Origin of the sequence: Streptomyces sp. NPDC085524 (assembly GCF_044541755.1) — a bacterium.
Lineage (GTDB): Bacteria > Actinomycetota > Actinomycetes > Streptomycetales > Streptomycetaceae > Streptomyces.
Window position 1 is genome coordinate 133282 of the sequence record NZ_JBITTH010000008.1, and the last position, 24675, is coordinate 157956.

Here is a 24675-nt window from a genome sequence, read left to right on the forward strand (position 1 = left end):
GGGGCGGGCGATGAAGCTGCGGGTGCTGATAGAGGTTTCCTTCGTGCAGGTGGTCAGCGGGCGCGGGCGGCAGGCGCTGCGGGCAGTGCGGGTACCGGCCGGGCCACGGCCGGTGGGCGAGGCGGGAGCGTGACGGTGGGCGTGGCGTGGCGCAGGTTCACGCCGATCCCGTGCCCGACGAGCCGGAGGGCGACGGCCTGGATGCGTACGGCGCGGTCGGCCTCGCCGTAGGAGGCGGGGAGGAGGAACGCGGCCTGGTGGGGCAGGTACTGGAATCCGTGGACGTACAGGGTTTCCCTGGCTTCCTCCGGGACGTCCTTGTACGGCGCTCCGAGCGCTCCGTCCTCGTACCAGGTCAGGGTGAGGGTCTGGTCGACTTGCGGCGGGGCTTCGCGGTGCGGGGGCTCGGGCTGGTCGACGAGGCTGCGGCGCACCGCGTCGCGGGCTGCTTCGTAGCGGGGCAGCAGCCGCCGCGCGATGTGGGCGGCGGCCCGGACGGGATCGTTGGGGACCGCGATCCCGTTGGGTTCCTCGACGCCCCCGAAGTGGTGCGGCTCGATGTCGGGGCCGAGCGGGGCGACGACGAACTGGCCGGGCCGCAGTGGCCGGTCGTTGACGTAGAGGTGCTGGCCGTCCGGGCCGTGGAGTACGGCCTCGTGGCCCAGGACGTACTGGCTGACGATGTACTCGACGTGGCCGCGGTCCCAGAGACGTTCGATGGTGGCGAACTGGTCTGGGTAGGTGGGATGCTGCTGGTATTCGCTTGTCCACTGCCCGGGGAGACGGGCGGCGAGCTCGGAGGCGAACAGGGACAGGTCGGCGCGTGCTGTGGGCATGGGCTCCCGGGTTGGTTGAACGTTTCTTCGGTCAATGCATACGGCCGTCTGTGTCGAAGAGCTGCAGCTCGGCGGGGTGCAGCTGGTGCTGGACCACGAAGCTCCGGCCGGCCACCTTCCACAGGCCGCGGCCACGGCTGAGGTGGGACAGGGCTGCGGTTTCGACGCTGGTCAGTCCGAGGAGTCCGGCGGCGGCGTGCAGCTGGTCGGTCTCCTGGCGGTAGATCACGCGGGTGCTGCAGTCGGCGAGCAACCCCTCGGCCAGCGCGCGGCTTTGGCTGCCGGCGTCGCCCGCGGTCAGCAGGTCGGACAGCCGGTGGATGACCATGGCGTTGGCGATGCCCAGGCCGCGGGAGAGCTTCCACTGGGCCTGCATGCGCATCAGGAGGGCCGGATGCCTCATCAGTCTCCACGCCTCGTCGTAGATCACCCACCGCCGGCCGCCGTACGGGTCGGTGAGCGCGGCTTCCATCCAGGCCGAGGCGCACGTCATGGCCAGGACCAGTGCGGTGTCGTCGCTGCCGCCGAGGCGGGAGAGGTCGATGGACAGCATCGGGCTGTACGGGTTGAAGGCGCTGGTGGAGGGCGCGTCGAACATCCCGGCCAGGTCTCCGAAGACCAAGCGGCGCATGGCGTGGGCGAGGTCGCGGGCGGCCTCCCCGAGCCGTCCGGCCAGCAGCCCGCCGGCGAGGTCGAGGCCGGGCCCGTCGGCCAGGGCGTGGGCGATGTCGCCGAGCAGCGGGGGACGGCCACTGGCCGCTGCCCGGGCGGAGGCGGCGTCGAGCGCCACGTCGAGCACGGTGTGCTCCATGGGCAGAAGGTCCCGGCCCAGCACGGTGCGGGCCAGGGAGCCGAGCAGCAGCAGACGGCGCTTGCGGACCTCGCCCTCCCACTCCGCCTCCGGCACGGACGCCGGCCTAGGAGCCGCGTCCAATGGATTCAACCTCCCGGGCAGCCCGGGCCCCAGCGCGATGGACGTCCCGCCCAAGGCGGCGGCCACCGCGCTCCATTCACCCTTGGGATCGCATGGGACGTACACCCGGTAGCCGAAGGCGACGGACCGCAGGGCCAGGCTCTTGGCCAGGGCGCTCTTGCCCTGCCCGATCACCCCCGCGAGCAGCAGGTTGGGGTTGGTGAACCCCTCGACTTTTCCGTACAGGGAGAACGGGTCGAAGGTGAAACTGCCCTCCGCATGCAGGTCGCGGCCGATATAGATGCCGTCGGCGCCGAGCCCGCCTTCGGCGAGGAACGGGTACGCGGCCGAGGCGACGGCGGTGGTCATCCGGTGGGCGGGGAGTTTGAGGCGGCTGCCGCGGGCGGACGCGGGGCCGGGGCGCCCGGCGAGCGGGTAGACGGCATCGGGGTAGGTGGCCTCGGTGGGCTGCTGCTCCGCGTCCCCGCCGGCGGCGGTGCGGGCGCGGGCTTCGGCGCGGGCCGTCTGCTTGCGAAGCGCCCGGCGCTGGGCGCGGTCGATGTTGTGCGGGGTGAACAGGGGGGTGGCGCTGGCGCGGCGGTGGGACAACGGTGCTCGCTCGTTTCCGGGGCGGGGTGTTCAGGACGCCGGGGTGGCGAGGTCGGTGGCCGTGGTCTTGCGCCGAATGGCGTGGGAGGCGGCCAGGTGGCGCTGGCAGATGGTCAGCACGGGCGGGCCCTCCGGGAGCCGCTCGGGGTGGCAGTCATTGCCGCCGGGGGCCGGTGCGGGCAGCAGGTGGAACGCCGCGTGGACGGCGTCGGCTGCCTGCCAGAGGCGGGCGTGGGCGGTGGCCAGGTGCCGTCCGGAGGCGGGGCGCTCGGGCCGGGTGCGTTCAGCGATCTGGTCCAGCAGCCGGTGCAGGGCCGTGAGGTGGGCGTGCAGGCTGTCGAGGTGAGGCCGGTCGGCGGGCCGGACGCTCTCGCCGACGGCAGTCTGTGCGGTGAGGGTGCGCGTGTGGTGGCGCAGGCCGGCGGTGGCCGCCCGCAGATACGGGTGGGCGTCGCTCGTGGGGAGGGCGTCGCTGCGGTCGTCAGGTGACAAGGGCTTCTCGCGGGGGATGGACGCCAAGATGGCGGGCGGGCGGGTTAGAGGGTGTTGCGGGCCAGCGGGAGAGCGCCGGCGGTGAAGGCGTCCGTCTGCTGGTAGATCAGGCGCCGCAGGTCGACCTGGGCGCCGGCGGCAGCCGTTTCGATCTGCGCGCAGGCTGCGTCCAAGTGGGCGTCGGTGTCGGCGGAGACGGTGAGCAGCCCGGTCAGGGCGACGTCCGCGTGCCCGGAGATCAGCTGCTTCTCGCGGGTCTTGACGTCCGCGTACTCGACGTTGTCCGCCTCGGATTCCACCTGGCCGCGGCGGCGGCGTTCGGAGGCGTCCGCGATGATCGCGGCCTTGCGGCGCTGGACATCTCGCAGGGCGGAGTCGATCCCCTGCGGGGCGTAGATGAGGGAGAAGGTGCGCCGCACACCGGTGCTGAACATGATGTTGTGCAGGAATCCGGCGTGGGTTTCGGTCCGGGGCCAGTTCTCGATCCAGTAGGTGGTGTGCCGGGCGGAGTCGGTGATCACCCGGTCGGTTTCCTCGACCTGGGCGACGGGGCCGGCGGCGGCCGGGTCGGCCTCGGCCCGGCCGGTGGAGGACCACTGCTGGAGGCGCGCGGTGGAGGCGGGGTCGTAGGCGGTCCGCAGCACGGCTGCGATCTCCCGAGGGCCCAGCCAGCCGGTGACGCTCAGCCCGGCGTTTCGGGCGGCCTGGGCGACGGACGCGGTCGTCTGCGCCATGACAGTGAAGGCACCGTCGAGTCCGCCGCCGGCCTGGCTGACCAGGCGTTTGGCGGCTTTGAGGTCCAGGGCGATGGCGAGGTAGGCCTCGTGCGGGGCGGCGGCCGGGCCGGCGGATTCGACGAGCGCGGAGTAGATCTGTCCGGCGACGGGTGCCTGGGGGTTGCCGTGCTCGGCCCAGTGCCGGGCGAGGCTGTCGCCGGAGTCCGGGACGGTGCGCTCCAGGACCTGGACGGTGGCGACGTGCCCGGTGCGGGCGATGCCAGCGAGCGCCCGGCCCCACGCGCCGACGTTGGCGTTCTGGGTGGCGGGATCGAGCAGGGCGAAGGCGCGGGAGCTGACCTTGGCGACGGCGGTCAGGGTCTGCCGGTGGGGGTCGTGGACGGCGGCGGCGCCTGACGCGGAGGTGGCCACCCGCAGCGACGCGGTCGTTCCGGGCAGGTGGAGCAGCCCTTCGACCCGCGGCCGGGAGGCCGGCCGGGCCCGCCACACCGTCTGCCCACTCCGGCGGCGCTGGGCGTAGCGGGCGACGAGCGGCGCCCAGTCGATCAGCGACCGGCCCTCGCGTCGTACTCCGACCAGGACGGCGGTGGTGATCCACAGGGGGGCCAGGACGACGGCGCCCATCAGGCCCGAGGTCACCACGGTGACCAGGAGGAGCGCGAGGGCCGAGGAGACGAGAGTGAGCTGCGGGAGGCTGAGGCCCAGCAGGATGCCGCGTCGGGACCGGTGGGGGAACTTGACGGTGAGAGGGAGAACTTCGGAAGACAAGGTTCGGGTCCGGGTCGGGTCAGGCCGGGGCAGGGCACGCGGGAGGGCGGGCCCTGCCCCGGGCGGGGCTGGTGGGGTTACAGGCCGGTCGGCGAGGTGGACTGGGAGCTGTCACCGGCGGAGGGGGCTCCGTGGGCCGGAAGCATCGGATCGGAGGGAGCACTGCTGCTCCACTCGCCCTGCTGGCCGCCGGCGCCGCCCCAGCTCGGCGGACCGCTGTCCTGACCGCCGCCCTGCCCTGTGCTGTTCTGGGTCTGCGGGGTGCCGGACTGCTCCATGAGGTCACGGAAGCCGCCGCCGGAGCTGTCGCCGCCGGAGTCGTCCTTGTCCATGGACATTCCGCCGGTGGGATTGGCGGCGATGTCGCCGGGGAAGCCTCCGCCGCCTGCGGCCTGGGTGCCGCCCGCGGCCCCGGCACCGGCTGCCGCGCCGCCGGTGCCCGCAGTGGCTGCTGCGGAAGCGGCCTTGCGTCCGGCGTTCTCGGCGTGCTGGCGGGCCATCTGGGCACCCGCACCGCCGGCTCGGTGAATCTGCTCACCGTCTGTGCCTTCGCTCGCCCAGTGGACGAACTTGAACACCATGTACGGGCAGAGCAGCACCAGGAGCATGATGACCATGCCTGCGGCCATGTCGGCGAGGGCGCCGACGCCGTCCTTGGCTTCGGTCTTGCTCATGGCCGCGATGCCGAGCACGAAGATGATCGTCATCAACAGCTTCGACACCACGAGGGTTGCGGTGGCTTCGATCCAGCCGCGACGCCAGCGGCGAGCGACCTCCCAGCCGCCGCCGGCGCCCGCGAAGACCGCGAGGGTCACCAAGATCAGGATTCCGACCTTGCGGACCATCATCACGCCCCAGAAGAGGAACATCCCGATCGCGCTCGCGCAGGCGGCGACGACGGCGACGAGCCAGCCCATGCCCGAGATGGCCCCGATCTGCGAGATCTTCACCAGGCGCCGCACAGCCGTGGACATGTCTGTTCCCGACGCCTTGAACAGCCCGTCGGACAGCGCGTCGACGACTTCGAGGGCCACTGTGGTGAAGGCGATGGCGCAGAACGCGAACAGCACGCCGGAGGCTGTGCCGGTGACGGCCTGGGTCAGGGCCTGGCCGTCGCGTTTGATGGCGGCGCGTACGAGCTGGGCGCAGAAGGTGGCGACCAGCAGGAGCAGGCCGATGGGCAGGATCGTCTCGTAGTTGTCGCGGAACCAGCCGGCACCGAGGTCGATGTCGGTGGTCCGGTTGATGGCCTTCGCAGCGAGGTCGGCCGCGGCGGCGGCGAGGTCGCCGGCCGACTTGGCCATCCAGTCCCCGATGGCGCCGACGGGGTCGGAGGCGAAGTCGATCACGTCGCCGACCGTGCAGAGTTTGCCGGCGACGGGCAGGTCACAGAAGCCCACGCGGGCGTCCTTTCGGGGAGGGGGGAAGGGCTACGGGGCGACGCGCGGGGCTACAGCGGCCAGGCGGCAGTCCTTGCCGGGGCGGCACTGGACGGCGAGGGTGATCTGGCGGTCCTCGGCGCCGCCTCCGCCGCCGTTCCAGGCGAGTTGCGTCTTGCCGCGGACGGTGACGGCGTAGATGTAGGCCTCGGTGATCGCCTGCGGGTTCTCGGCCAGGGCCTGCTTGAACGCCGAGGGGAAGTGAGCCTCGGAGGTGGTGGCGCTGGCGTGCTGGGCGTTGTCCTTGAGCCGGGACCACAGGAGCGGGTCCGGGATCTGGGCCTGGACGGAGTCCCAGTCCGCGTATGCGGTCTCGCCGGTCATCCAGGTGTGCATGCCGGCGAGTTGGTCGTCACGGCTGGTGGTGCGGGCGTCGAAGGTCCACAGCATCACCGCGCTCGCCCGGGCGAAGGCCAGCGGGTCGGCGATCGGCGGCGGACCGGCGACCTTGGACCCGCCCGGGGGCGGCTTCGGCGCGGGGGCCGAGGTGCTCTTCGGTGATGCGGAGGACCCGGTGTGCGGGGCGGAAGCGCTGTCGCTGTGGCCGCGGCCGGTCCACCAGGCCGTGGCGCCGGCCAGGACGAGCAGCGCGGCCAGGACGCCGGCGGCGATCATGACGCGCCTGGGCGGCTGCCAGCCGAGACCGAGAGCGTCGAGGGAACGTTTCCTCATCAGTGGACCTGCGAGCCGAGGGCGCTGAAGAACGCGACGATGCCGTTGGCCGCGCCCAGGCCGAGGGCGGCTCCGGCGCTGACGACCGCGCCTTTCTTGCCGTTGGCTTCGGCCTGGTGGCCGCCGGAGTGGTGGCCCCATGCCCACACGCCGAGGCTGACGGCGAGCGCGCCGACCACCGCGACGATGCCGAAGAGGTTGATCGAGTTGACGACGGTGCGCAGGACTTCGAGTCCGGGCAGGCCGCCGCCCTTGGGTGAGACCCCCGGATCGTAGGCAAGCAGGGTCAGGCGTTCGGACAGGGGTGGGGTGAGGTTCGCGGGGGAGATGGGGGTGCGCTCCTTGCATGCGCAGGACACGACGGGCCCTGCCGGGGAACAGGAAGAAAGGGGGGAGGGGGAGGGGGCGCTCTGCGGCGCGAAGGTGGTCCGGTCCGCCCGGTGCCTCAAGGGCCGGCCGGGCGGACCGGTGTCACGGGAGACGGCGCGCGCTGTGGGCGGCGTAATCCGCGAGGGTGCTGAAGCGGACCGGCTTTGTGGTGCGCGGGGCCTCGATGACGTAGCCGTGGCCGGCGTAGATACCGACGTGCTCAGGGACGGCGGGGGTGCCGCGGCTGAAGACCAGGTCGCCGGGGCGAAGCTGGTTCAGCGGGACGGCGTTGCCTTCCTTGACCTGGGTGTACGTGGTCCGGGTCAGGGTGATCCCGGCCTTCTTGTACGCCTGCTGGGTCAGCGAGCTGCAGTCGCACCGGCCCATCGGGTCCGGACCGTGGGGCGCGAGACAGGAGCCGCCCCATTGGTAGAGGGTGCCGAGCTGGTTCATGGCCCACGTGATGGCCGTCTTGGCACGGGGATCGGCGTCGGCGGGGATCGAGTACCCCTTGGGGACGGCCCCTTCGGGGATCGGCCCGGAGCCGCTGCCGTCTTCGCCCGGGACACACGGGTCTGTGGCCGGCAGGCCCGGGCTCTGGCCGTCGGCGGACGGCCGGGCACCCTTCAGCGTCGGGGCGATGGCCTGCTGCAGCGCGCGGGCGAGAGGCTCCCACTGGGCGTACGCGTCGGGGAAGCCGCTCAGCTGGACGGCCTGCGCGGCCTGCGTGATCGTCATCTGCTGCCAGCCGGGGACCTTCAGCAGGCCCTGGTAGAACTTCGTGCTGGCGTAGACGGGGTCGCGGACCTGGGTGGCAGTGCCCCACCCTTGGCTGGGCCGCTGCTGGAACAGGCCCAGCGAGTCGCGGTCGCCGTAGCCGAGGTTGCGCAGCCGGCTCTCCTGGATGGCGGTGGCCAGTGCGACGACCTGGCCGCGCTCGGGTATTTCGAGCGTGATGCCGGTGGCGACGATGGTGCGGGCGTGCGGTATCTGCTCGTCCGGCAGGTCAAGGCCATCGACTTGGACCTTCTGGGCGCCGGATCCGCCGAGAACCGAGGCGACTTGGCGCCGTACGGCATCGGTGTCGACCGACTTGGTGACGCAGGAGGTGCCCTGGCCCGAGGAGTCGCTCGCGGCTGCGGCGAAGACAGCGGTGCCGGCCAGCAGGAAGGGGGAGAGGCAGAGCGCGCCGATCGCGGCGGCGATGCCTTTCACTCCCGGGCGGCCTCCGGTCGGCGGGCCGCGGGGATGTCACGTGGGGATGGGGAGGAACGGGTCACGGGGAGGTCCTCGGGGGTGGGCCCCGGCCGCACGGTGTGAAAAGGGGAAGGGCCGTGCGGCCGGAGCGGTGGAGGCGGGCGAGAGGATCCCGGCCCGGGTGCGTGTTGCCTCACGCACCCGGCGGGACGAGGGGAGTTACGGGCGGAACATGGGCGTGCCTCCAGGGGAATGCAGGGATCGGCACGCAGCGGCGGGCCGGTGAAGAAGGGGGATGCGGGGGCGTCTTACGGGCGGAACATCAGCGAACTCCTGGAGCGGGTGCCGGGCCGGGAAGGCCATGGGGATCTGGGATTGCCGGGTGGGCGTTGCCTCGCGCACCAGGGCAGTGGGGGTTACGGGCGGAACATCAGGGGGACCTCCAGGTCCTTGGAAGTTGCGGGGGATACGAGGCGGGTCAGCAGGGGCGATACATGGGCGGTCTCCGTGTCAGGGTCTGCGGCGGGCGGGGAGCGACGGGGCGGCGGCGATGGCCGCGTGCGGGGTCACGGACGGAACACAGGGGCCTCCTGCGGAAAAGGGAAAAGGGGGAAGGGGTACGCCATCGGCGGTGTCCGCCGGGCAGTGACACGACAGTAAGCCCGAATCCCCGGTCACCGAAATCGCCGTCGAAATCCGCGAGATTCCGCGCTCCTGGGCCCGCGATGCTTCCCAACCGGGGATTGTGACCTACAGTTTGGGCCTCCCCGCGCGCCACCGGCTTCTACGGCCGTGACCCTCTGCGCGGTCCGGAGCCTTCCACCCGCATCCCTCATCGAATTGGGGTCCCCTTTTGTCGTTTTCCCTCCACCAGGGCGACGCGCTGACCGTGCTCGCGACACTGCCCGACGGCTGCGCCGACTCGGTCATCACCGACCCGCCCTACAACAGCGGCGGCCGGACGGCGAAGGAGCGCACCAGCCGCTCCGCCCGCCAGAAGTACGTCTCCGCGGACGCCCAGCACGCCCTGCCGGACTTCACCGGCGAGAACATGGACCAGCGCTCGTACACGCTCTGGCTGACGCAGATCATGACCGAGGCCCACCGGGCGACGAAGACCGGCGGGACGGCGCTGCTGTTCACCGACTGGCGCCAGCTGCCGGCCACCACGGACGCGCTTCAGGCCGCCGGGTGGCTGTGGCTGGGCGTCATGGCCTGGCACAAGCCGCAGGCCAGGCCGCAGAAGGGCAAGTTCCGCCAGGACTGCGAGTTCATCGTCTGGGGCGCGAAGGGCAAGATCGACGCCTCCGCCAACCCGGTCTACCTGCCGGGGATGTTCAGCGCCTCGCAGCCCTCGGGCAAGGCGCGCCGGCATATCACCCAAAAGCCCGTCGAGGTGATGCGGCAGCTGGTGAAGATCGCCCCGCCCGGCGGCACCGTGCTCGACTTCTGCGCCGGATCGGGCAGCACCGGGGTCGCAGCCCTCCTGGAGGGCCGGAGCTTCATCGGCATCGAGAAGACCAGCCAGTACGCGGCCGTCGCCTCCGACCGGCTCACCGAGACCCTCCAGCAGGTGCATTCCCAGGACGATTTCGACCTGACCTCCTGACCGGACCGCATCACCGTCCGGATTGCGGCGGGGCGGAATATAGCGGCAGATCCCCGGTTTCCGAAACCGGGGATTCTCCGGACCATCGGAGCCACTGATTCCACGGCCCCGGCTGCAAGGAGAACCCTTTTCGTGTCCGAATCTGCTGAGCCCCGCCATGGCGGGGAAATAGAGCCGGTCCGTCTGCCGGAAGGCGACCTCGAATCGATCGAGGCATCGGTGCGCAAGCTCCTGGACCAGTCGGCCGAACAGGCCCGCATGATCGACACGCTGGCCTCCGCCCCGCCGGCCGACCCGATGGCCGCGAGCATGCCCTTCGCGGGATTTCCCGGCATGCCCTCGTACGCCGCACCGGCCCCGCCGCCGGACCCCAAGCCCATCCTGGAGCTGGAGGGCGAGGAGTTCGAGGACGAACTGGCCGCGCTCACCGACTGGGTGGACGACCACCTCATGGACGTCTACGGCGCCGAGATCACCACCGCCGCACCCTGGTGCGACCAGTGGCAGGAGCACCTCGACGTGGTTGCGTGGCTGCACGCGCTGTGGCTGGCCTACCAGCAGCACAAGGACCCCGAGGCCGGCCTCAGCGGCATGGCCGTGTGGCACCGGGACTACCTCACCCACTGCCTGGCCTACGTCCGCGCCCCCGGTGGGCCCCTCAGCGCCTGCCAGACCGACCCGGAGCGTCCCGAGCACCGCCTGCTGCGCGGCCCGGGCCCGTCCGCGAAGTCCGCCGCCCGCGATGCCGAAACCCAGCAGACCGACGCCGGACCTTCGCCGGTCGGGGCCGCCACGTGACACACCCACCGCAGCCTCCCGCGGCGTTCGGGCTGTCCTTCCACCCCGAGGCCCTGAACGACCTGTTGGCCGCCCCGGGCGACATGCGGGACCTGGGGCTCGCCCTCATCCAGGACGTGGTCCGCGCGGAGGTGAGGGGCGGCAAGCTGACCGGGGAGCTGTCCGGGTACCGCAAGCTCTACCTCGGCTCCCGCGTCGAGTGGCGCATCGTCTACGCCCACCGCCCAGCCCCGCCCGGGTCCAGCCACCCCACCGACATCCACGTCGTCGCCGTACGCCCCCGGGCCAAGCACGACATCTACGACACCGTCCGGGCCCGCGTCGGCCGCCCCCGCCCCGCGGCCGGGCCCCGCGCGTACGCGGCTCGTTCCCTCTCGCCGCAGGTCCGCCCGCGTCCTGCCGCTATGCCGGGGCCTCCGGTTCCGGCCTTCCCGGTCCCCGGACTTCCCGTGCCCGCCCGCATCACCACGACTTCCCCGAAGGGTCCTTCGCGATGACCAACCTCACCGCCCAGTCCTCCTCCCTGCTCCAGGCCCTGATGGCGACCCTCCTCGAGCCCCGCCCGGCTCCGCACCCGCGCCATCAGGCCCTGCTGGATGCACGCGAGCGTCAGCTGGAGGTGGAGGCGGAACTGAGCGCCTGGGCCGGCCGGCCGCAGCCCACCACCGCCGCCGCCCAGGATCAGGAACTCGACGACCTGAGCAATCTGCTCGTCGAGCACGCCAAGGCGGGCCGGCAGGTCTCGCACCTCCTGAGCGCCGACAGCTGCTGCCCGCCGTGCACCGACTCCGAGCAGCTGCCGACCACCCTTGGCCACCCCGCCGAGAACGCGGTCTCCGCCGTCGCCGCCCCGTGCATCCTGGCCGCCTGCCTGGACGCCTTCGCCCGCTACGGCAGCCCGGACGCGCTGTCCTCCGCCGACCTCGTCGCGGAGCTGCGCACCCTGCCGGGTATCGCCGAGGGCCGCTGGGCCTACGCCGAGCTCACCCAGACCCGCCTGGCCGCCCTGCTTCGCCCCTACGAGGTGGCCAGCCGCGACATCACCCACGGCGACGGCCGTCGCCGCAAGTCCTACCGCCGCTCGGCTCTCCTGGCCGCCATCCCGGCCGACTGCGACTGCCGGCCGTCGTGACCGCCCGCGAATCCCCGGCAACCGCCCTGGACGCCGCCATCGAGCGCGTTGTCGGCGACCTGGCTGTCCTGCACCACGACCACCTGAGCGGGCTGCTCCCGCCCGAGCGAGCCGCACTCGCTGCAGCACACCGGGACCTGGCGACGGCCGAGGGCGCGGTCGCCTACCACCGCAACGCGCTGATGCGCCTGTCCTCCGGCAGCTACCCCGTGGATGCCCCGCTCCTGGACCGCCTGCGCCGGACCGTTCACGACCTGGCCCAGGCCACGGCCGCCCGCGACCGGCTGCAGGAGGGTGTGGCCGCCGCCTTGGAGGAGGTGAGGGATGCCGCCCCGGCCGCCGCCCCCGCTGACGAGGAGCTGACACCCCGCGACTTCGCCGCGCTCCTTTCGCTCGCCGGCGGCGGCACGATGCGCGAACACCTCCTCACCCACCGGGTCTCGGTCCGCACCGTCCAGGGCCGTCTCATCGAACTTCCCGCGTTCCAGCGCCTGGAAGCCCACGGGCTGGTCACCCGGGACACCTCCCGGGCACTGACCGTCGGCCAGCCGGTCACCCTGACCGACACCGGCCGGACCGCCCTGCTCGGCACCCGCCGCTCACCCATCACGGCCCCTGTGCCCGCCCGCCCGGCCGGAGCCTGGCCGACACCAGCCCGACACCACTGACCGCGCAGTGCCCGCGGTTTGTCCTCTCCCGCCTGCAGAAAGCAGTCCGCCCCACGTGTCCCTCCACGAACCCGACTACGAACTCGACGGCTTCGAGCCTGCTGACGAGGAGCACGAGCAGCACCACGACCATCTCGACATCTCGTCCTTCAAGGTGCTCGGCGAACACCGCACCGACACCGACAGCTACTTCGTGCTCCTCGACGAGGGGGCCACCAGGGGTATTCCGGGAAGCCCGCAGCTCAGGGCAGTGCACGTCTCGCGCGACCTGAGCGCCCGTACCTTCGAGATCGACTCCAAGGAACTCCCGCTGTACGCGATGGCCCAGTCGTACCTGATCGCCCGCGGCTGTCCCTCCGACGCGCTCAGCCCGCAGGAAGGTGTGCACGACCCCGCCGACGACGTCACCCGGGCCCTGGAGGCACGTGTCCGCGGCGACGGCGACCGTTTCGCCTTGCTGGCCAGCTACACCGCCGACATGCGCGAACCCGTGGAGACGGTGGTGATGCTGCGCTCCCTTGACCCCCAGGCGGTGCCGGAGTTCCGGATCCTGCGGGAGCGGTTCGACTGGGACTCCAACACCCACACCCTGAGGGAAGGCGGGTTCGAGACGTACGGCGCCGCGGTTGATTGGTGGGAGGCGTGGTCGGACGAGGAGGCTCCGCAGCTGCCGCCGCCGGCTCCGACCGCACGCCGTAGCCCGGTCCGCACCGCCCCGGCGACACCCGTGCCGCAGGCATCTCGACGGCCACACGGCCGCTGAACACGATCCCGCCCGGCCCCGTTTCGGCGGCGCGCAATATAGCGGCGAAGTCCCGGTTTCGGAAACCGGGGATTCTCCGGACCCTTTGCAACACCACCGCCCCGCTGAGGGCGGTCACTTCCTGTTGTTCTGCCTGGTCTGGAGCCATCCGCTGTGTGCTACACATCCGCGTCCATCTCCGCCACCGTCCTGGGCGGCGCCCCATCCCGGGCCGCCTCCACCGCGGCACTCCGCCCCGTCGCGCCCCGTACGGCTCGGCCGGCCGGGCAGGTGCTCGCTCTCGCCGTCCATGCCCGCGCCGCCGGCGACTCCACGGCCGTGGGTGTGTTGCGGCGCGGGGAGCCGTTCACAGCGTCGGTGGCCGACGGCACCTGGCGGCACGTCACCACCGCCTCGGGCATCACCGGCTGGGTCGACGACGGTGACCTCCGCCGCGGCGACGGCCTTCGCCCGAACTGACCCGTCCGTACGTTCCCTTCTTCCAGGAGCCCCCTTTCGTGTCCGACATCCCCGACGTCTTCGACGGCGACGTGCTCGGCCTGTTCGCCGCCCGGATCGAGGCCCAGTTCGGCTTCGCGATGAGCGAGCTGACCCAGGCCGTCCACGCCGCACCCCAGGCCCATCCCGGCGCTACCCAGGCGGTCCACTGGTACGGGCTGCTCTCCCAGGCCCAGCAGGTGCTGGAGACGGCCGAGGACACCTTGGTCGCGGCGCTGGAGACAGCGGTGGGGGATCAGCTGGACGACCCGGTGATGGAGCTGGCCCACCGGGTGAACCATGCTGTTGCCGCTCGTGACGGCCGGGCCATGACGCTCCGGTTCCTCCTGCAGGCCCCTGCCGAGATGGCCCGCATCCAGCAGCGCTTCGGACCCCGGGTGACGACCACGCTGCCCACCCCCGTTCCGGCACAGCCCGCGCGGGTCCGGGGCGGTGTCCGATGAGCGACGGACGCAGGCCCAGCACCCAGGACGCCCGCCTGGAGGGCGTGTTCGGCGGGCCGCTGAGCGAGCTCCACGAGCGCGCGGTCCGCCCCGGAGCCTCGTCGGCCCTGGTCCGGGCCCTGGAGCTGCGGGTCTTCCTCGCCCTGGCCGAGGCGCAAGTCGTACGGGTCCGTGACCGCGTTCACGCGGCGATGGCCCCCGACGCAGAGCTGGACTTGCTGAGTTCCGATGCGCTGCGGTTCGACGCTGAGTGGCTGGAGGCGGCGCTGGCAGCACGCAGCGGCTACCGGACCGCCCTGGACAAGCTGCTCACCGCGATGCCACCACCAGCGGTCCGCCCGCTCGCCGCCCCGGCTGCCGTCCGGCCGACAGTCGCGAGCAGCAATCTCCCGCCGGCCCCCGCAGGGGCCGGAGGCGGAGTGGCAGTTCGGAGAGGCTGAGTGCCCGGTCCGTACGCTGCCTCCCAGGCTGCGGGCGAGCGGATCGAAGCCCTCTACGGCCGCCCGGTTGCCGAACTCGCCGCGGACCCCGTGCCGGGCAGCATGCGGTACGCCCTGCTCAACAGCTTCGACGCCCTGCAGTACGCCGACCGCGCCGTCACCTTCCACGCCGAGCAGCTCCACCGGCTGACTCACCCCGACCGCGCGATCGAATCCGTGGACGTCGGCCACATCGCCGACGCCACCCGCCGCCTGGCCCACGCCGTCACCGTCCGCGACTCCCACGCCCAGGTCCTCGGCGACGTGCTGAACAGCCTGGCCCGCGTCCCCGACATCGCACCCGCGGCATCCGCTGTGCCCCAGGCCCTGGCCGTCTCCCCGGCCCCGCCTCGCGCCGCGACCACCGAGCCCGCCCGCTCGCGCTGACCCCCCTTCCCTCTTCTCCACCATCCCGCCCGTCTGGAGTTCCCGCCATGGCTGCTGCCCGCCTGCCTTCGACCGACCTGCCCCGCGTTGCCGAGGCGCTGGAGATGATCGCGCCGCGCTGGAGCGTGTGGGTGCTGATGACACTGGCCTCCCAGCCCGGCCCGCTGCGCTACACCAAGCTCAAGGAGCACCTGCCCTGGCTCGGTGACGGCCAGCTCCACCCCCGCCTGCGGGCGCTGTCCGAGGCCGGACTCGTCGAACGCACCGCCCAGACCCGCCTGCACGTCACCTACGGCCTGACCGCCCGCGGCCGGGACCTGATGCCGTCCCTGACCGCCCTGGCCGGCTGGGGCGACGCGCACCTGGAGAAGAATCTCGTCCGCAACCGCGTGACCGGGAAGAGCGAACCGGAGCGGATCCCGGCCGCACAGAACGCCGAGGACACCCTCGCCGTGATCGGCCACCGGCACGCCACCGTGCTGCTGTGGACCCTCAAGGCCCGCGGGACCACGACCATGGCCGCGCTCTCCGCCGAGGCGATGGCCGACCACAGCCCCAGCGCGATCTACTCGCCGATCCGCAGGCTCATCGACGACGGGATCGTCTCCGTCTCCCGCGATGACGTCGCCTCCCTGCAGCTGACCGCCCCGGGCCAGGCCCTCGCCCCGATCTACCGGGCCCTGTCTGCGTGGGCCACCGCCCGCTCGCTGCCGGACGCCGAGAGCCACCCCGTGTGGGGCACGCCGCGCATCCCGGCCGCCGCCCGCTCCGGGCAGTGGGCAGCCCACCAGGCCCGAAAGGCCAGCCAGGCCGTTGCCGTGAGCCAGCCTCCGGCCCCCGCCCCGGTCACCGCCTGGCGGCCCGGCGAGCTGTTCTCCGCAGCCACCACCGGCCCGAGCCGATGAACCCCCGCCGCTCTCTGCCACCTTCCGGCCGCCCGCCGCCGGTATCCCCTTCGCTCCCGGCGCCCTGGCGCTGAGCCCTGATGGAAAGTCCCGCCCGTTGACCGCTCGCTCGACCGCAACCGCTCCATCGGCCACGTACGGGGCCGTACTGGGCAGCCGGTACGTGGCCCGCCTGCTGGGCGGCACCCTGATCGGGCGCCTGCCCAACGGCATGGTCCCCGTCTCGTTGGTCTTGTGGATCAGCGAGGGCGGTGGGTCGCTGGCCTTCGCCGGTCTCCTCGCCGCGATCTACGGGCTGGCCTCGGGGCTCTCGCAGCCGCTCAAGGGCCGCCTGATGGACAAGTACGGGCAGACCCGTGTCTCCGTTCCGGCCGTCCTGCTCAACTCCTCCTGCCTGGTGGCGCTCCCGTGGATCGGGGCGGCTGGACAGCCGGCGGCCGTGACCGCGGTCGTGGGGTTGGCGGGGCTGATCACCCCGCCCTTGGAGGCCGGCCTCCGTGCGTTGTGGCCGGCGGTCCTGCCCGATGCCGGGCGCCGCCGCGTCGTGCAGGCCCTGGATACCGGCTCCCAAGGGCTCCTCTACATCGTGGGTCCCTTGCTCGCCTCGTGGCTGGCGACCGCGCACAACCCCGACATTGCCCTGTGGGCCACCGCGGCCCTGGGGCTCGCCGGGTCGGCCATCGTCCTGTGCGCGGGCCCCTCTCGCTACTGGCGCCCGGCCGCAGACGGGCCTGCGGGCACCGGACGGCTGATGAGTGCGGGCCTGGTCCTGCTGTTCACCGCACTGGCGGGGACCGGCTTCGCGCTCGGCGCGATGAACGTCTGGGCTGCGGACATGGCCGCCACGCACCAGATGGCCACGCTCTCCGGGGTGCTGCCGGCCGCGTTTTCCACCGGCAGCTTCCTGGGCGGTCTCGTCTATGCCCGCAGGACGTGGCCCGGCACCACGACCACCCAACTGATCACCACCAGCACGCTGTTCCTTCTCGGCTGGGTGCCCCTGCTGGCCGACCCCGGCCCCCGAGCGGCCGTCGCCCTCGCCGGGATACCGGGCCTGTTCCTCACCTTGATCATCACCAACGGGTTCCACGTGGTGGACGCCCTGGCCCCCGCCTCCCGCACCACCGAGGCGTATGCCTGGCTGATCCTCTCCGTTGGTACGGGACAGGCCGCCGGCACCGCGCTCGCCGGAGCCCTCTCGGACAGCCCGCAGATCCTCGCCGCCCTGCCCGCGGCAGGCGCCGCCACCGCGCTGACCGTGCTGATCGTCGCCCGGCCCAAGCTCGGCCCCGGCCGCCGCCTGGGCCGCCACCGGCGCCCGCGCCGCTCCCGGCAGCACACCCCACTCCCGCACGACGCATTCCCTGCGCCCGCTCACGGCCCAGGCCACTAACGGCCGTTGCCGCCCGGACCGACGGTCACCACCCCGACGATCCGGCCCCCGAACGTATCCGTCCCACCTCCCCGGAAACACGATGCCTCCCAAGCACGCCGCCCTGCGGCCACCCACCGGCCGACACGTCCGCGTCCCCGCATTCGGGCCCGTCCGCGGTGTCTATGTCCCGCGCACCGCCGATGCCGGTGCCTTCGCCATGAGCACGTACGGCATCCCGCTGCTGGTCCTGGCCGTCACCGACTCGGCCACCCTGACCGGCATCGCCTTCATGCTCGAATGGGTGCCCCGCCTCGGCGCGTTCGCCCTCGCCGGCGCCGCCGTGGACCGCTTCGGCAGCACCCGGGTCCTGCGCATCGCCTCGGTCCTGCGCGCGCTCGTCGTCCTGGCCGCCGCCCTCGTGCTCCCCACCGTCGGCGGCACCGCCGCCATCGCCACGGTCATGCTGCTCGCCGCGCTGACCGGCGTCCTCACGGAGTTCTCCTACATCGCGGCCGAGACCGCCGGCGGCGCCGCCAGCCGGGACGCCGGAGGCCACGCCCACCGCGTCCAGGCCGTCCTGCTCGGCATCGACCAGGGCGCCACGCTCGCCGGCCCGGCCCTGGCCGGTGTCCTGCTGCAGTACACCGGTGCCACCGGCATGCTCCTGACCATCGCCGCCTGCTCCCTGCTCGGCGCGGCCCTGGCCCCCCGCCAGCGCCCCGCCTGGCCCCAGGACGCCCCAGTCCCAGTCGCCCAGGGACTCCGGATCGGCTGGCTGACCCTGCGCTCGCTGCCCGCGCTGGGCTGGCTGTGCGTCGGACTGGTGCTGTCCAACACCGCGATCGGCCTCGTGCAGGCCGCCGGTCCCGTGCTGGTCATCCAGCAGCTCGGCGGCACCAGCAGCCAGGTCGGCCTCGTCTGGTCGGCCGCCGCCGTCGCCTCCCTGGCCATGGTCGCCCTCGCCCGGTTCGCGATCGACCGGGCCGGCCTGTGGCCGGTCGGCGCCACCGCAGCAACCCTCGCCTCCCTGGCCTGCCTGGCACTGGCAGCCGCCGACACCTACACCACCTTCCTGGTCCTGGTGGCGCTGCTCATGGCAGGCGAGGCGGGCATGACCGTGGTGCTGCGCACCCTGCGCGCCCACCTCGTACCCGCCGAAGTGTTCGGCAGCACCCTCAGCTTGATCATCCTGCTGCTGCTCGCGCCGTTCCCCCTCGCCGGAGCCCTGGTCGCGCTCACCCCGCCCGACCTCCTCGGCCACGCCATCACCGCCTGCGCCGTCCTGCAGGCCGCAGGACTTGCCGTGTCCTTCGCGAAACTCCGCACCCATCCGGCCACCCGCCGCCCGCTCCCCGCCTGAACGCCCCAGCCACCAACCCCTCGAAAAGGACCACCATGCCCGCGACCTCCGACGCTCCCCAGCCGCAGCACCACCGCCTCCGCCTTCGCGAAGTCGCCGACCTCGACGACACGGCGTTCTCCGACTACCTCCAGGACCGCTTCGATCACCTGGTGACGGCCGCGATAGCCGACGCCGCCGACTACCTGCGCCCCGCCCAGCACGACCTCCTCCACGCTCCCGGCCGCCTCCACGACCTGCGCGATGCGCTCACCTTCGCCGAGGGCGACCTGCAGGTCGCCGTCGAGCGGATGACCTACCGCCGAGACCCGCGCGCCGCCCGTACCTCCCGCCAGCTGCGGCAGGTACGCACCGCCCTCCACCAGGTCCACCGGGAAGCCGCCGCGCTGCGCCGAGCCGAGAGCCGTACGCGCGACGCTGCCGAGGGGACCGCGTCCACCGACACGGTCACCACCGCCCGCGGCTGGCTCGCCCACGCCTACCCCGCCCGCTTCACCCAGCTCCTCGCCCAGGCCCAGGCCGCTGCCGGCCTGCCCGCACGCCCGCTCGCCAAGGACATCTTCGACACGATCGAGGAAGGCTGGGCCGACGGCCACCTCACCGCCCCCAGCACGCCGGGCGTCGAGCAGCTCCTGGCCAGGGGAGTTGTGGCCTTCCGCAGCGCCGTCGCCGACGACGCCCGCGACCAGAACGACCGTGACCCCGCGCTGCGCCACCCGCTGCTGCAGCGGCGCTGGAACACGGCACTGGACGAACTCGCCACCCTGACCGTGCCGGTGGCCCGCGCCTCCAGCCCCTCCGCCCTGGGTGTCCTGCCTGGCGACTTCTTCCACCTGCCCGAACAGGACGCCTTCAAGATCCTCAACGCGCGCCGGTTCCTGGTCGCGATCTGGCAGCGCCGGGCCGAACACACCCGCCTGATCCACCAGTACGCGGGGACGGTCACCGACCGGCGCCGCGCCGCTCCCGACCACGACCTGCGATTCCAGGCCCTGGACGCGGCCCTCGACCGCCTCGTCGCCGAGCACCCGGCCGCCGCCGCCCGCATCCTGGCCCGGCTCCGCCCGTATGCCGCCGCGGACGGCAGGCTCGAGGCGGACGTCTTCCCCCCGGCCCTGCGCGCCCAGGCCAAGCGCGAGGTCCTCGCCGACCTGGCCGCCATCCGCAGGCCGGACGTCGTCCTGCCCTCCGCGATCGCTTCTCGCCCGGTCTTCGCCGCCACCGCTGCCCTCGCCGCCCGCTGACCGCCACCCCTTCAGTCCTGGAGACGCCCTTGCCCGTACCCGCCCCCCGAACCACCGTTACTCCCGTGGATGGCGATGTTCACGTCACGCCCCGGTATCTCGCCGGATCACCCGGCTACGGCGATGCCGGCTTCGCGCCGGTCGCGCACTGGCCCCACCACCACCTCGACGAAGGTTCGCACCAGCTCGTCGTGACCAGTCCGGACCACCGCATCCGGATCGGCTGGGCGGGCGACGACTACGACCTGTGGACCATCAGTGCCGCGCCGGACGCCGTTTCCGGACCCCAGTGGACCGCGATCGTCAACCAGAACACCCCGCCCGAACTCGTCGCGGCCCTGACCGCCGCGCTCGCCCAGGACTGGGCCGACGGCCAGGACCGCTTCCTCGCGGCCCCGTCGCCCTACTGGGCCGACAGCGTGGCACCGCTGGTCGCGGCCGGCTGGGAGCGCACGGGCGCCGAGGTCGGCACCGTGGAGCTGGCTGCCCCGGACCGCAACGCGGGGCTCTACATCAACCGCTCGCGCCGCGACCTGGAGGACGGGACGCAGCTGTGGGCCGGCCCGCCGGGCTGGGGCACCCGCGCGGAGATCACCTTCAGCCCCCGTACGCCCTCCCACCTCATCGCCGCCACAGCGGCAGCCTTCACCGATCCGACTCCCGCTGCCCGCTGGCGCGAGAGCCTCCACCCCGAGCTCGCCGCCCGCGCCCAGCTCACGCCCGTCGTGCCGCCCCGCCCGCCGGTACCGACTCCCCGCGACCTCCGGCCCCGCCTTGGAGTCCGCCCGCCTGTCCCGGTCGGCAGCATTCCGCGCTGGAGCACCGCCACTACCCCCTCCGCCGCCCTGCCCGCGCGCCCCGCCGCACGGCGCTGACCGACCAACGAGGAAGCCCTGTGGCCTTGTTTACCGAGCAGTTGTTCGCCGACCACCTCACGCTGCCGTACACGGAGGCAGCCGTCGTGGGCGATGCCTACTACGCCGCACCCGTACCGGACCTCCCGCTGCGCCTGCGTATCGACTTCGCTCCCACGATCTACGCCGGGCGCTACGACGGGCTGCGCCTGCAGGTCGTACACATGGAACAGGGGCGGATCGACACCGCGGTGCTGCGCTTCGCCGACTACGGCGCCTTCGAGGTCCGCGACCGCCGCCGTGGCAAGAAGCCCGGCCAGGACGGGTACGGCACCGTCACCGACTGGAACCACAGCGAGCACGCGCCCTGGATCGGTATCAACGTCACCCGGCTGCGCGTCGCGATCGACCAGTACGTACGCCTGTGGATCCCCGGCGCCCCGCCGGTACGCACCGGCCCGTCTCCCCTCACGGCTCCGGTGCCGCAGGCCCGGACCTCCCCAGCCCGGGCTCGGTAGGCCAACCCGGCTGCCGCCGACCCCGGCATTCGCGGACACGCCAGCGTCCGCACCCTCATTCCCTTCACCGACAGGACCTCTTCCCCCTATGAGCCTTCGCCTCGCCCGACCCGCTCACCTGGCCGTCGCCGTCGCCGCCCTGGCCGCCGGCACCCTGCTGCCCGCGCAGGCCGTGGCCGCCCCGGACGCCCCCGCGGTACTGGGCCCCGGCTACACCATCCCGGACTCCGAAGGCCACGCGGCCTCCAGCCACATCGGCGCCTACGGCCCGCCCGGCCCGGCCGTCCACGGCGACACCGAGACCTACTGCGCCGACCCCGAACGCAAGGGCCCGGCCGACGCCGGAGGCTACAGCGACCCGCAGCCGGTGCCGTCCTGGACGTCCTCGGTCACAGGGAAGCCCGTTACCAAGGAGAACCTGGCACAGGCCGCCTACGTGATCGGCAAATACGGGCAGACCCGCGACAACGCCCAGGCCGCAGCAGTCGACGCCGTGGTGTACGAATACCTGGCTGGCGGCACCTACGCTCTCGACGGCGACCGGGGGAAGCAGCGCCTGGCGTATCCGGTCGTCTCCCCGACCGCCCGCACCCTCGCCCAGGGCTACGTCGCCGAGGCCAAGAAGCTCGCGGGCCCCTACACCCTCCAGATCACGCCGTCGGTGAAGAACACCACTGCCGGGACGAAGGTCACGGTTGCGGTGAAGGTCACCACCACCGCCGGCACGCCGGTTCCCAAGGTTGCCGTCACGCTCGCCGAGTCGGGCTCCGGCACCGCATCCGGCAAGGTCACCACGAACGACAGCGGCATGGGCGCCTGGGAGTTCACCGCCGAGAAGCCCGGGACCGCCAGCGTCACCGCGACGGCCGAGGGGCTGCCGGCCATCGGGCTGCAGGTCCTCACGCCCAAGAACCCGGCCGCCCAGCGGATGCTGCTCGCCGGGGGCACCACCAGCGTCAAGGACTCCGCCGCCATCACCGTCGGCGAGGCCACCGGCGGCGTGACGATCCGCAAGAAGGACCCCGAAGGCACCCGCCTCGTCGGCGCCGCGTTCCAGCTCCTGGACTCCGACGGCAAGCAGGTCGCCGCGGGCAAGACGGATGAACAGGGCAGCCTCGTCTTCGACAAGCTCCCCGCCGGCACCTACCGGCTGCGCGAGACCTCCTCCGGCAGCCCCGTCCACGACCTGGTCCCCGAGCAGACCATCACGATCACCGCCGGACGCACCGCCCAGGCCAACCCCCTCGACCTGGTCGACCCGTTCAAGAAGGCCCGCCTGTCGGTGAAGAAGACCGACAAGAACACCGGCAAGACCCTGCCGGGTACGGTCATCGCCATCCGCGCCGACGATACGGACAAGACCGGCAAGCACACCCCCGGCAAGGTGATCACCAGCCTCACCACCGGGACCGACGGCACCGCGACCGTCCCCCTCGACGTCACGCTCAAGTCGGGCACCCGCTACTGGGTCGGCGAGACCAAGGCCCCCGACGGCTACCAACTCGATGCCACACCGGTCGCGTTCACCGCCCGGCCCGGCGCCGACGTCACCGTCACCCTCGTCGACAAGCCCACCGCGACCACGCCGCCGAGCCCGAGCACCCCGCCCGCGACACCCCCGGCCACCACCCCGCCGACGACGCCGCCCGGATCCCTCGCCCACACCGGCGCCGACGCCACCACCTGGCTGGCCGGCGGAGCCACCGCCCTGCTCGCCGCAGGAGGCGGCCTCTACCTGATCAACCGCCGCCGCCGTACGGGCGACGCCCCCAACTGACCCCTAGCGCTGCCGGGCCCCGCTCTCGCGGCCCGCGCCCCACCGTCCCACACCGCACGATCCCGCCCGGAGCACCCCTGATGAAGCACCGCCCCCTCCTGTTCACTGCGCTCGCCCTGACCGCCGCCACCGCCCTGGCAGGCCCGGCCACCACCGCCACCGCAGCCCCCTCCCCGTCCGCCGAGGCCCCCAAGGACCAGGGAGACCCGGCGCCGACGGACAAGGCCGGACTGCGCATCGTCAAGACGGATCCCGAAGGCCAGCCCGCCCCCGGAGCCGCCTTCCAGTTGCTCGACTCCGCGGGCAAGTCGCTCGCCGAAGGCAAGACCGGCTCCGACGGCACCCTGGCCTTCTCCGACCTCACCCCTGGCGTCGTACGCCTTAAGGAGACCGGCTCCGGCAGCCCGCTGCTGGGCACCGTTCCCGACCAGGACGTCGTGGTCGCACCTGGTGACCCCAAGGTCCTGGCGATCACCGACCCGTACAAGTCCGCCGGCCTCACCCTCAAGGTCACCGGCAAGGGCCTGGCCGGGGCCGTCGTCAACATTGCCCCGAAGGATGCCAAGGACGACAAGGGCGCCTTTACCCTCACGACCGGACCGGACGGCACCGCCAAGGCTCCGCTCCCCGTCGGCAAGAAGACCGGCAGCGCCTACACCGCCACTGAGACCAAGGCCCCGGATGGCTACCGGCTGGAGACCACCCCGGTCGAGATCACGGCCAAGCCCGGCGCCGAGACCACCGCGGCTTTCACGAACACGGGCACGACCAAGCCCACGGAGGAGCCGACCGGGAAGCCGACGGCCAAGCCCACCGGCGACCCCACTTCTCTGCCCACGCCGACCAGCTCGTCCTCGACCGGCACCGGGGAACCGTCCGACGCCGCATCTCCCTCCAGCAGCACGGAGATAGGCACCGCCACCTCGACCCCCACCGCACCCGACGCCAAGCCCGAAGGCTCCCTCGCCCACACCGGCGCCGACAGCACCAATGGATGGCTCCTGGCAATCGGCGGCCTCCTCCTCGCCGCCGGAGGCGGCGCCGTCTACGCCGCACGCCGCCGTAAGAACGACGACAGCGAGACCGGCACCGGCCAGCACCGGCGCACCGACGACAACTGACCTCACCACCACCGGCCCCGGGAACCAGACAGGTTCCCGGGGCATCGGCGTTTCAGGGGCTTCCGGGAACATCAAGTCACCTGGCACGACCTCTAGGCCTTGGTCGGTGCGGCCGACCTGGCTGCCTGCTCGATCTTCACGCAGTGGGCTGCGCGGGCTTCCTCGTCGATCAGCTTCTCGTGTTCGGGGCGCATCCCGGTCCGGCCGTCGAGGCCCTCGCGCAGGATGTCGGCGTGTCCGGCATGCCGGTTGGACTCGCCGAGGACGTGGACCATGATGGCGAACAGGTTCGTGTCGGCATGGGGCTCCGGCCACCACGGCACGTGGCCGGGGGCGTCGAGGGGAAGCTTGTTGATCGTCGCGTCCGAGTGTTCCCACGTGCGCCGGTAGAACCCGATGATCTGATCGCGGGTCTCGTGTTCGGCAGCCCACTGATCGCTCCCGCCGGATTCCTGCCACCGGCACAGCGGTTCCGGGGAAGGACGGTCGAAGACTTCGCCGAAGTACCTGGCCTCGACGGTGGCCACGTGTTTGACCAGGCCGAGAAGGTTGGTCCCGGTCGCTGTCAAAGGCCGGCGGGCGTCATATTCGGACAAGCCGTCGAGTTTCCAGAGCAGCGCCTCGCGGTCCCGCCGCAGTCTGTTGTGCAGATTGTCTTTCGCGAACTCATCGATCACGGGGCACGAGCCTGCCATGAGCTGCTCGTGGCCTC

General features: G+C 72.6%; 27 protein-coding genes. 18 read left to right on the top strand and 9 right to left on the bottom strand.

All coding sequences use genetic code 11. From position 1 onward, the window contains the following. Nucleotides 1–53 precede the first annotated feature (53 nt). The 8 genes from ACIGFK_RS14505 to ACIGFK_RS14540 form a co-directional block, all read right to left on the bottom strand. Entirely contained in the window at nt 54–836 is a 783-nt protein-coding gene (locus ACIGFK_RS14505; protein WP_400051909.1) for a hypothetical protein, read from the bottom strand. Between the two features lie 31 nt (nt 837–867). Next, nucleotides 868–2358, bottom strand: a complete 1491-nt coding sequence (locus ACIGFK_RS14510; protein ID WP_400051911.1) for an ATP-binding protein — start codon at nt 2356–2358, stop codon at nt 868–870. A gap of 30 nt (nt 2359–2388) precedes the next feature. Then, nucleotides 2389–2850: a DUF6238 family protein gene (locus tag ACIGFK_RS14515; protein ID WP_376053671.1), complete on the bottom strand. Its 462-nt coding sequence runs from the start codon at nt 2848–2850 to the stop codon at nt 2389–2391. Nucleotides 2851–2894: 44 nt separating this feature from the next. Continuing rightward, nucleotides 2895–4355 carry an SCO6880 family protein gene (locus tag ACIGFK_RS14520; RefSeq protein ID WP_400051913.1) on the bottom strand — a complete coding sequence of 487 codons (1461 nt, stop codon included), beginning with the start codon at nt 4353–4355 and terminating at the stop codon, nt 2895–2897. Nucleotides 4356–4432: 77 nt separating this feature from the next. Beyond that, nucleotides 4433–5755, bottom strand: coding sequence for an ATP-binding protein (locus ACIGFK_RS14525; RefSeq protein WP_400051915.1), 1323 nt, complete (start codon nt 5753–5755; stop codon nt 4433–4435). Nucleotides 5756–5785: 30 nt separating this feature from the next. Beyond that, nucleotides 5786–6466, bottom strand: a complete 681-nt coding sequence (locus ACIGFK_RS14530) for a hypothetical protein (protein ID WP_400051917.1) — start codon at nt 6464–6466, stop codon at nt 5786–5788. Beyond that, entirely contained in the window at nt 6466–6768 is a 303-nt protein-coding gene (locus tag ACIGFK_RS14535; RefSeq protein ID WP_030861899.1) for a DUF6112 family protein, read from the bottom strand. The genes ACIGFK_RS14530 and ACIGFK_RS14535 overlap by 1 nt, the downstream gene beginning before the upstream one ends. A 169-nt stretch (nt 6769–6937) precedes the next feature. Then, on the bottom strand, nt 6938–8050 hold the full coding sequence (locus ACIGFK_RS14540) for a C40 family peptidase (protein WP_400051918.1): 1113 nt from the start codon (nt 8048–8050) through the stop codon (nt 6938–6940). An 835-nt stretch (nt 8051–8885) separates the two neighbouring features. Here ACIGFK_RS14540 and ACIGFK_RS14545 point away from each other — a divergent pair. The 18 genes from ACIGFK_RS14545 (at nt 8886) to ACIGFK_RS14630 (ending at nt 23963) form a co-directional block, all read left to right on the top strand. Then, nucleotides 8886–9641, top strand: a complete 756-nt coding sequence (locus ACIGFK_RS14545; RefSeq protein ID WP_191869075.1) for a site-specific DNA-methyltransferase — start codon at nt 8886–8888, stop codon at nt 9639–9641. 132 nt (nt 9642–9773) lie between these two features. Next, a complete protein-coding gene (locus ACIGFK_RS14550; RefSeq protein WP_327386832.1) occupies nt 9774–10439 on the top strand; it encodes a DUF4913 domain-containing protein in 666 nt (221 codons plus the stop codon). Then, nucleotides 10436–10936: a hypothetical protein gene (locus ACIGFK_RS14555; RefSeq protein ID WP_400051920.1), complete on the top strand. Its 501-nt coding sequence runs from the start codon at nt 10436–10438 to the stop codon at nt 10934–10936. Before ACIGFK_RS14550 ends, ACIGFK_RS14555 begins: the two co-directional genes overlap by 4 nt. Next, a complete protein-coding gene (locus tag ACIGFK_RS14560) occupies nt 10933–11571 on the top strand; it encodes a DUF3631 domain-containing protein (protein ID WP_400051922.1) in 639 nt (212 codons plus the stop codon). Before ACIGFK_RS14555 ends, ACIGFK_RS14560 begins: the two co-directional genes overlap by 4 nt. Beyond that, nucleotides 11568–12239: a hypothetical protein gene (locus tag ACIGFK_RS14565; RefSeq protein WP_400051924.1), complete on the top strand. Its 672-nt coding sequence runs from the start codon at nt 11568–11570 to the stop codon at nt 12237–12239. Before ACIGFK_RS14560 ends, ACIGFK_RS14565 begins: the two co-directional genes overlap by 4 nt. A gap of 55 nt (nt 12240–12294) precedes the next feature. After that, nucleotides 12295–13002 carry a hypothetical protein gene (locus ACIGFK_RS14570; protein WP_400051925.1) on the top strand — a complete coding sequence of 236 codons (708 nt, stop codon included), beginning with the start codon at nt 12295–12297 and terminating at the stop codon, nt 13000–13002. A gap of 153 nt (nt 13003–13155) precedes the next feature. Beyond that, nucleotides 13156–13461, top strand: coding sequence for an SH3 domain-containing protein (locus tag ACIGFK_RS14575; protein ID WP_400051926.1), 306 nt, complete (start codon nt 13156–13158; stop codon nt 13459–13461). Nucleotides 13462–13499: 38 nt separating this feature from the next. After that, the gene (locus ACIGFK_RS14580; protein ID WP_400051928.1) at nt 13500–13943 is read left to right on the top strand and encodes a hypothetical protein; all 444 of its coding nucleotides are present in this window, start codon (nt 13500–13502) and stop codon (nt 13941–13943) included. Next, nucleotides 13940–14383, top strand: coding sequence for a hypothetical protein (locus ACIGFK_RS14585; RefSeq protein ID WP_400051930.1), 444 nt, complete (start codon nt 13940–13942; stop codon nt 14381–14383). Before ACIGFK_RS14580 ends, ACIGFK_RS14585 begins: the two co-directional genes overlap by 4 nt. Beyond that, nucleotides 14384–14809: a hypothetical protein gene (locus ACIGFK_RS14590; RefSeq protein ID WP_327386839.1), complete on the top strand. Its 426-nt coding sequence runs from the start codon at nt 14384–14386 to the stop codon at nt 14807–14809. Nucleotides 14810–14856: 47 nt separating this feature from the next. Then, on the top strand, nt 14857–15714 hold the full coding sequence (locus ACIGFK_RS14595) for a winged helix-turn-helix transcriptional regulator (protein ID WP_400051932.1): 858 nt from the start codon (nt 14857–14859) through the stop codon (nt 15712–15714). Between the two features lie 97 nt (nt 15715–15811). Then, on the top strand, nt 15812–17107 hold the full coding sequence (locus ACIGFK_RS14600) for an MFS transporter (protein WP_400051934.1): 1296 nt from the start codon (nt 15812–15814) through the stop codon (nt 17105–17107). Nucleotides 17108–17189: 82 nt separating this feature from the next. Then, nucleotides 17190–18449, top strand: a complete 1260-nt coding sequence (locus tag ACIGFK_RS14605; protein ID WP_400051935.1) for an MFS transporter — start codon at nt 17190–17192, stop codon at nt 18447–18449. 35 nt (nt 18450–18484) lie between these two features. Next, nucleotides 18485–19693: a hypothetical protein gene (locus ACIGFK_RS14610; RefSeq protein WP_400051936.1), complete on the top strand. Its 1209-nt coding sequence runs from the start codon at nt 18485–18487 to the stop codon at nt 19691–19693. 65 nt (nt 19694–19758) lie between these two features. Next, nucleotides 19759–20568 (top strand): DUF317 domain-containing protein, encoded by an 810-nt coding sequence (locus tag ACIGFK_RS14615; RefSeq protein WP_400051938.1) that lies wholly within the window; start codon nt 19759–19761, stop codon nt 20566–20568. 20 nt (nt 20569–20588) lie between these two features. Next, nucleotides 20589–21065: a hypothetical protein gene (locus ACIGFK_RS14620; protein WP_400051940.1), complete on the top strand. Its 477-nt coding sequence runs from the start codon at nt 20589–20591 to the stop codon at nt 21063–21065. An 88-nt stretch (nt 21066–21153) separates the two neighbouring features. Beyond that, nucleotides 21154–22842: a collagen binding domain-containing protein gene (locus tag ACIGFK_RS14625; protein WP_400051942.1), complete on the top strand. Its 1689-nt coding sequence runs from the start codon at nt 21154–21156 to the stop codon at nt 22840–22842. An 80-nt stretch (nt 22843–22922) separates the two neighbouring features. Continuing rightward, nucleotides 22923–23963, top strand: coding sequence for a collagen binding domain-containing protein (locus tag ACIGFK_RS14630; protein WP_400051943.1), 1041 nt, complete (start codon nt 22923–22925; stop codon nt 23961–23963). Between the two features lie 92 nt (nt 23964–24055). On the opposite strand, the gene ACIGFK_RS14635 is transcribed toward ACIGFK_RS14630, so the two are convergent. Continuing rightward, nucleotides 24056–24640, bottom strand: a complete 585-nt coding sequence (locus ACIGFK_RS14635; RefSeq protein WP_400051945.1) for a DinB family protein — start codon at nt 24638–24640, stop codon at nt 24056–24058. Nucleotides 24641–24675: the final 35 nt, after the last annotated feature.

Coding starts and splice junctions, on each gene's coding strand:
- ACIGFK_RS14505 (WP_400051909.1), bottom strand. CDS start 836: ATGCCCACAGCACGCGCCGACCTGTCCCTGTTCGCCTCCGAGCTCGCC.
- ACIGFK_RS14560 (WP_400051922.1), top strand. CDS start 10,933: ATGACCAACCTCACCGCCCAGTCCTCCTCCCTGCTCCAGGCCCTGATG.
- ACIGFK_RS14630 (WP_400051943.1), top strand. CDS start 22,923: ATGAAGCACCGCCCCCTCCTGTTCACTGCGCTCGCCCTGACCGCCGCC.
- ACIGFK_RS14595 (WP_400051932.1), top strand. CDS start 14,857: ATGGCTGCTGCCCGCCTGCCTTCGACCGACCTGCCCCGCGTTGCCGAG.
- ACIGFK_RS14625 (WP_400051942.1), top strand. CDS start 21,154: ATGAGCCTTCGCCTCGCCCGACCCGCTCACCTGGCCGTCGCCGTCGCC.
- ACIGFK_RS14585 (WP_400051930.1), top strand. CDS start 13,940: ATGAGCGACGGACGCAGGCCCAGCACCCAGGACGCCCGCCTGGAGGGC.
- ACIGFK_RS14605 (WP_400051935.1), top strand. CDS start 17,190: ATGCCTCCCAAGCACGCCGCCCTGCGGCCACCCACCGGCCGACACGTC.
- ACIGFK_RS14530 (WP_400051917.1), bottom strand. CDS start 6,466: ATGAGGAAACGTTCCCTCGACGCTCTCGGTCTCGGCTGGCAGCCGCCC.
- ACIGFK_RS14610 (WP_400051936.1), top strand. CDS start 18,485: ATGCCCGCGACCTCCGACGCTCCCCAGCCGCAGCACCACCGCCTCCGC.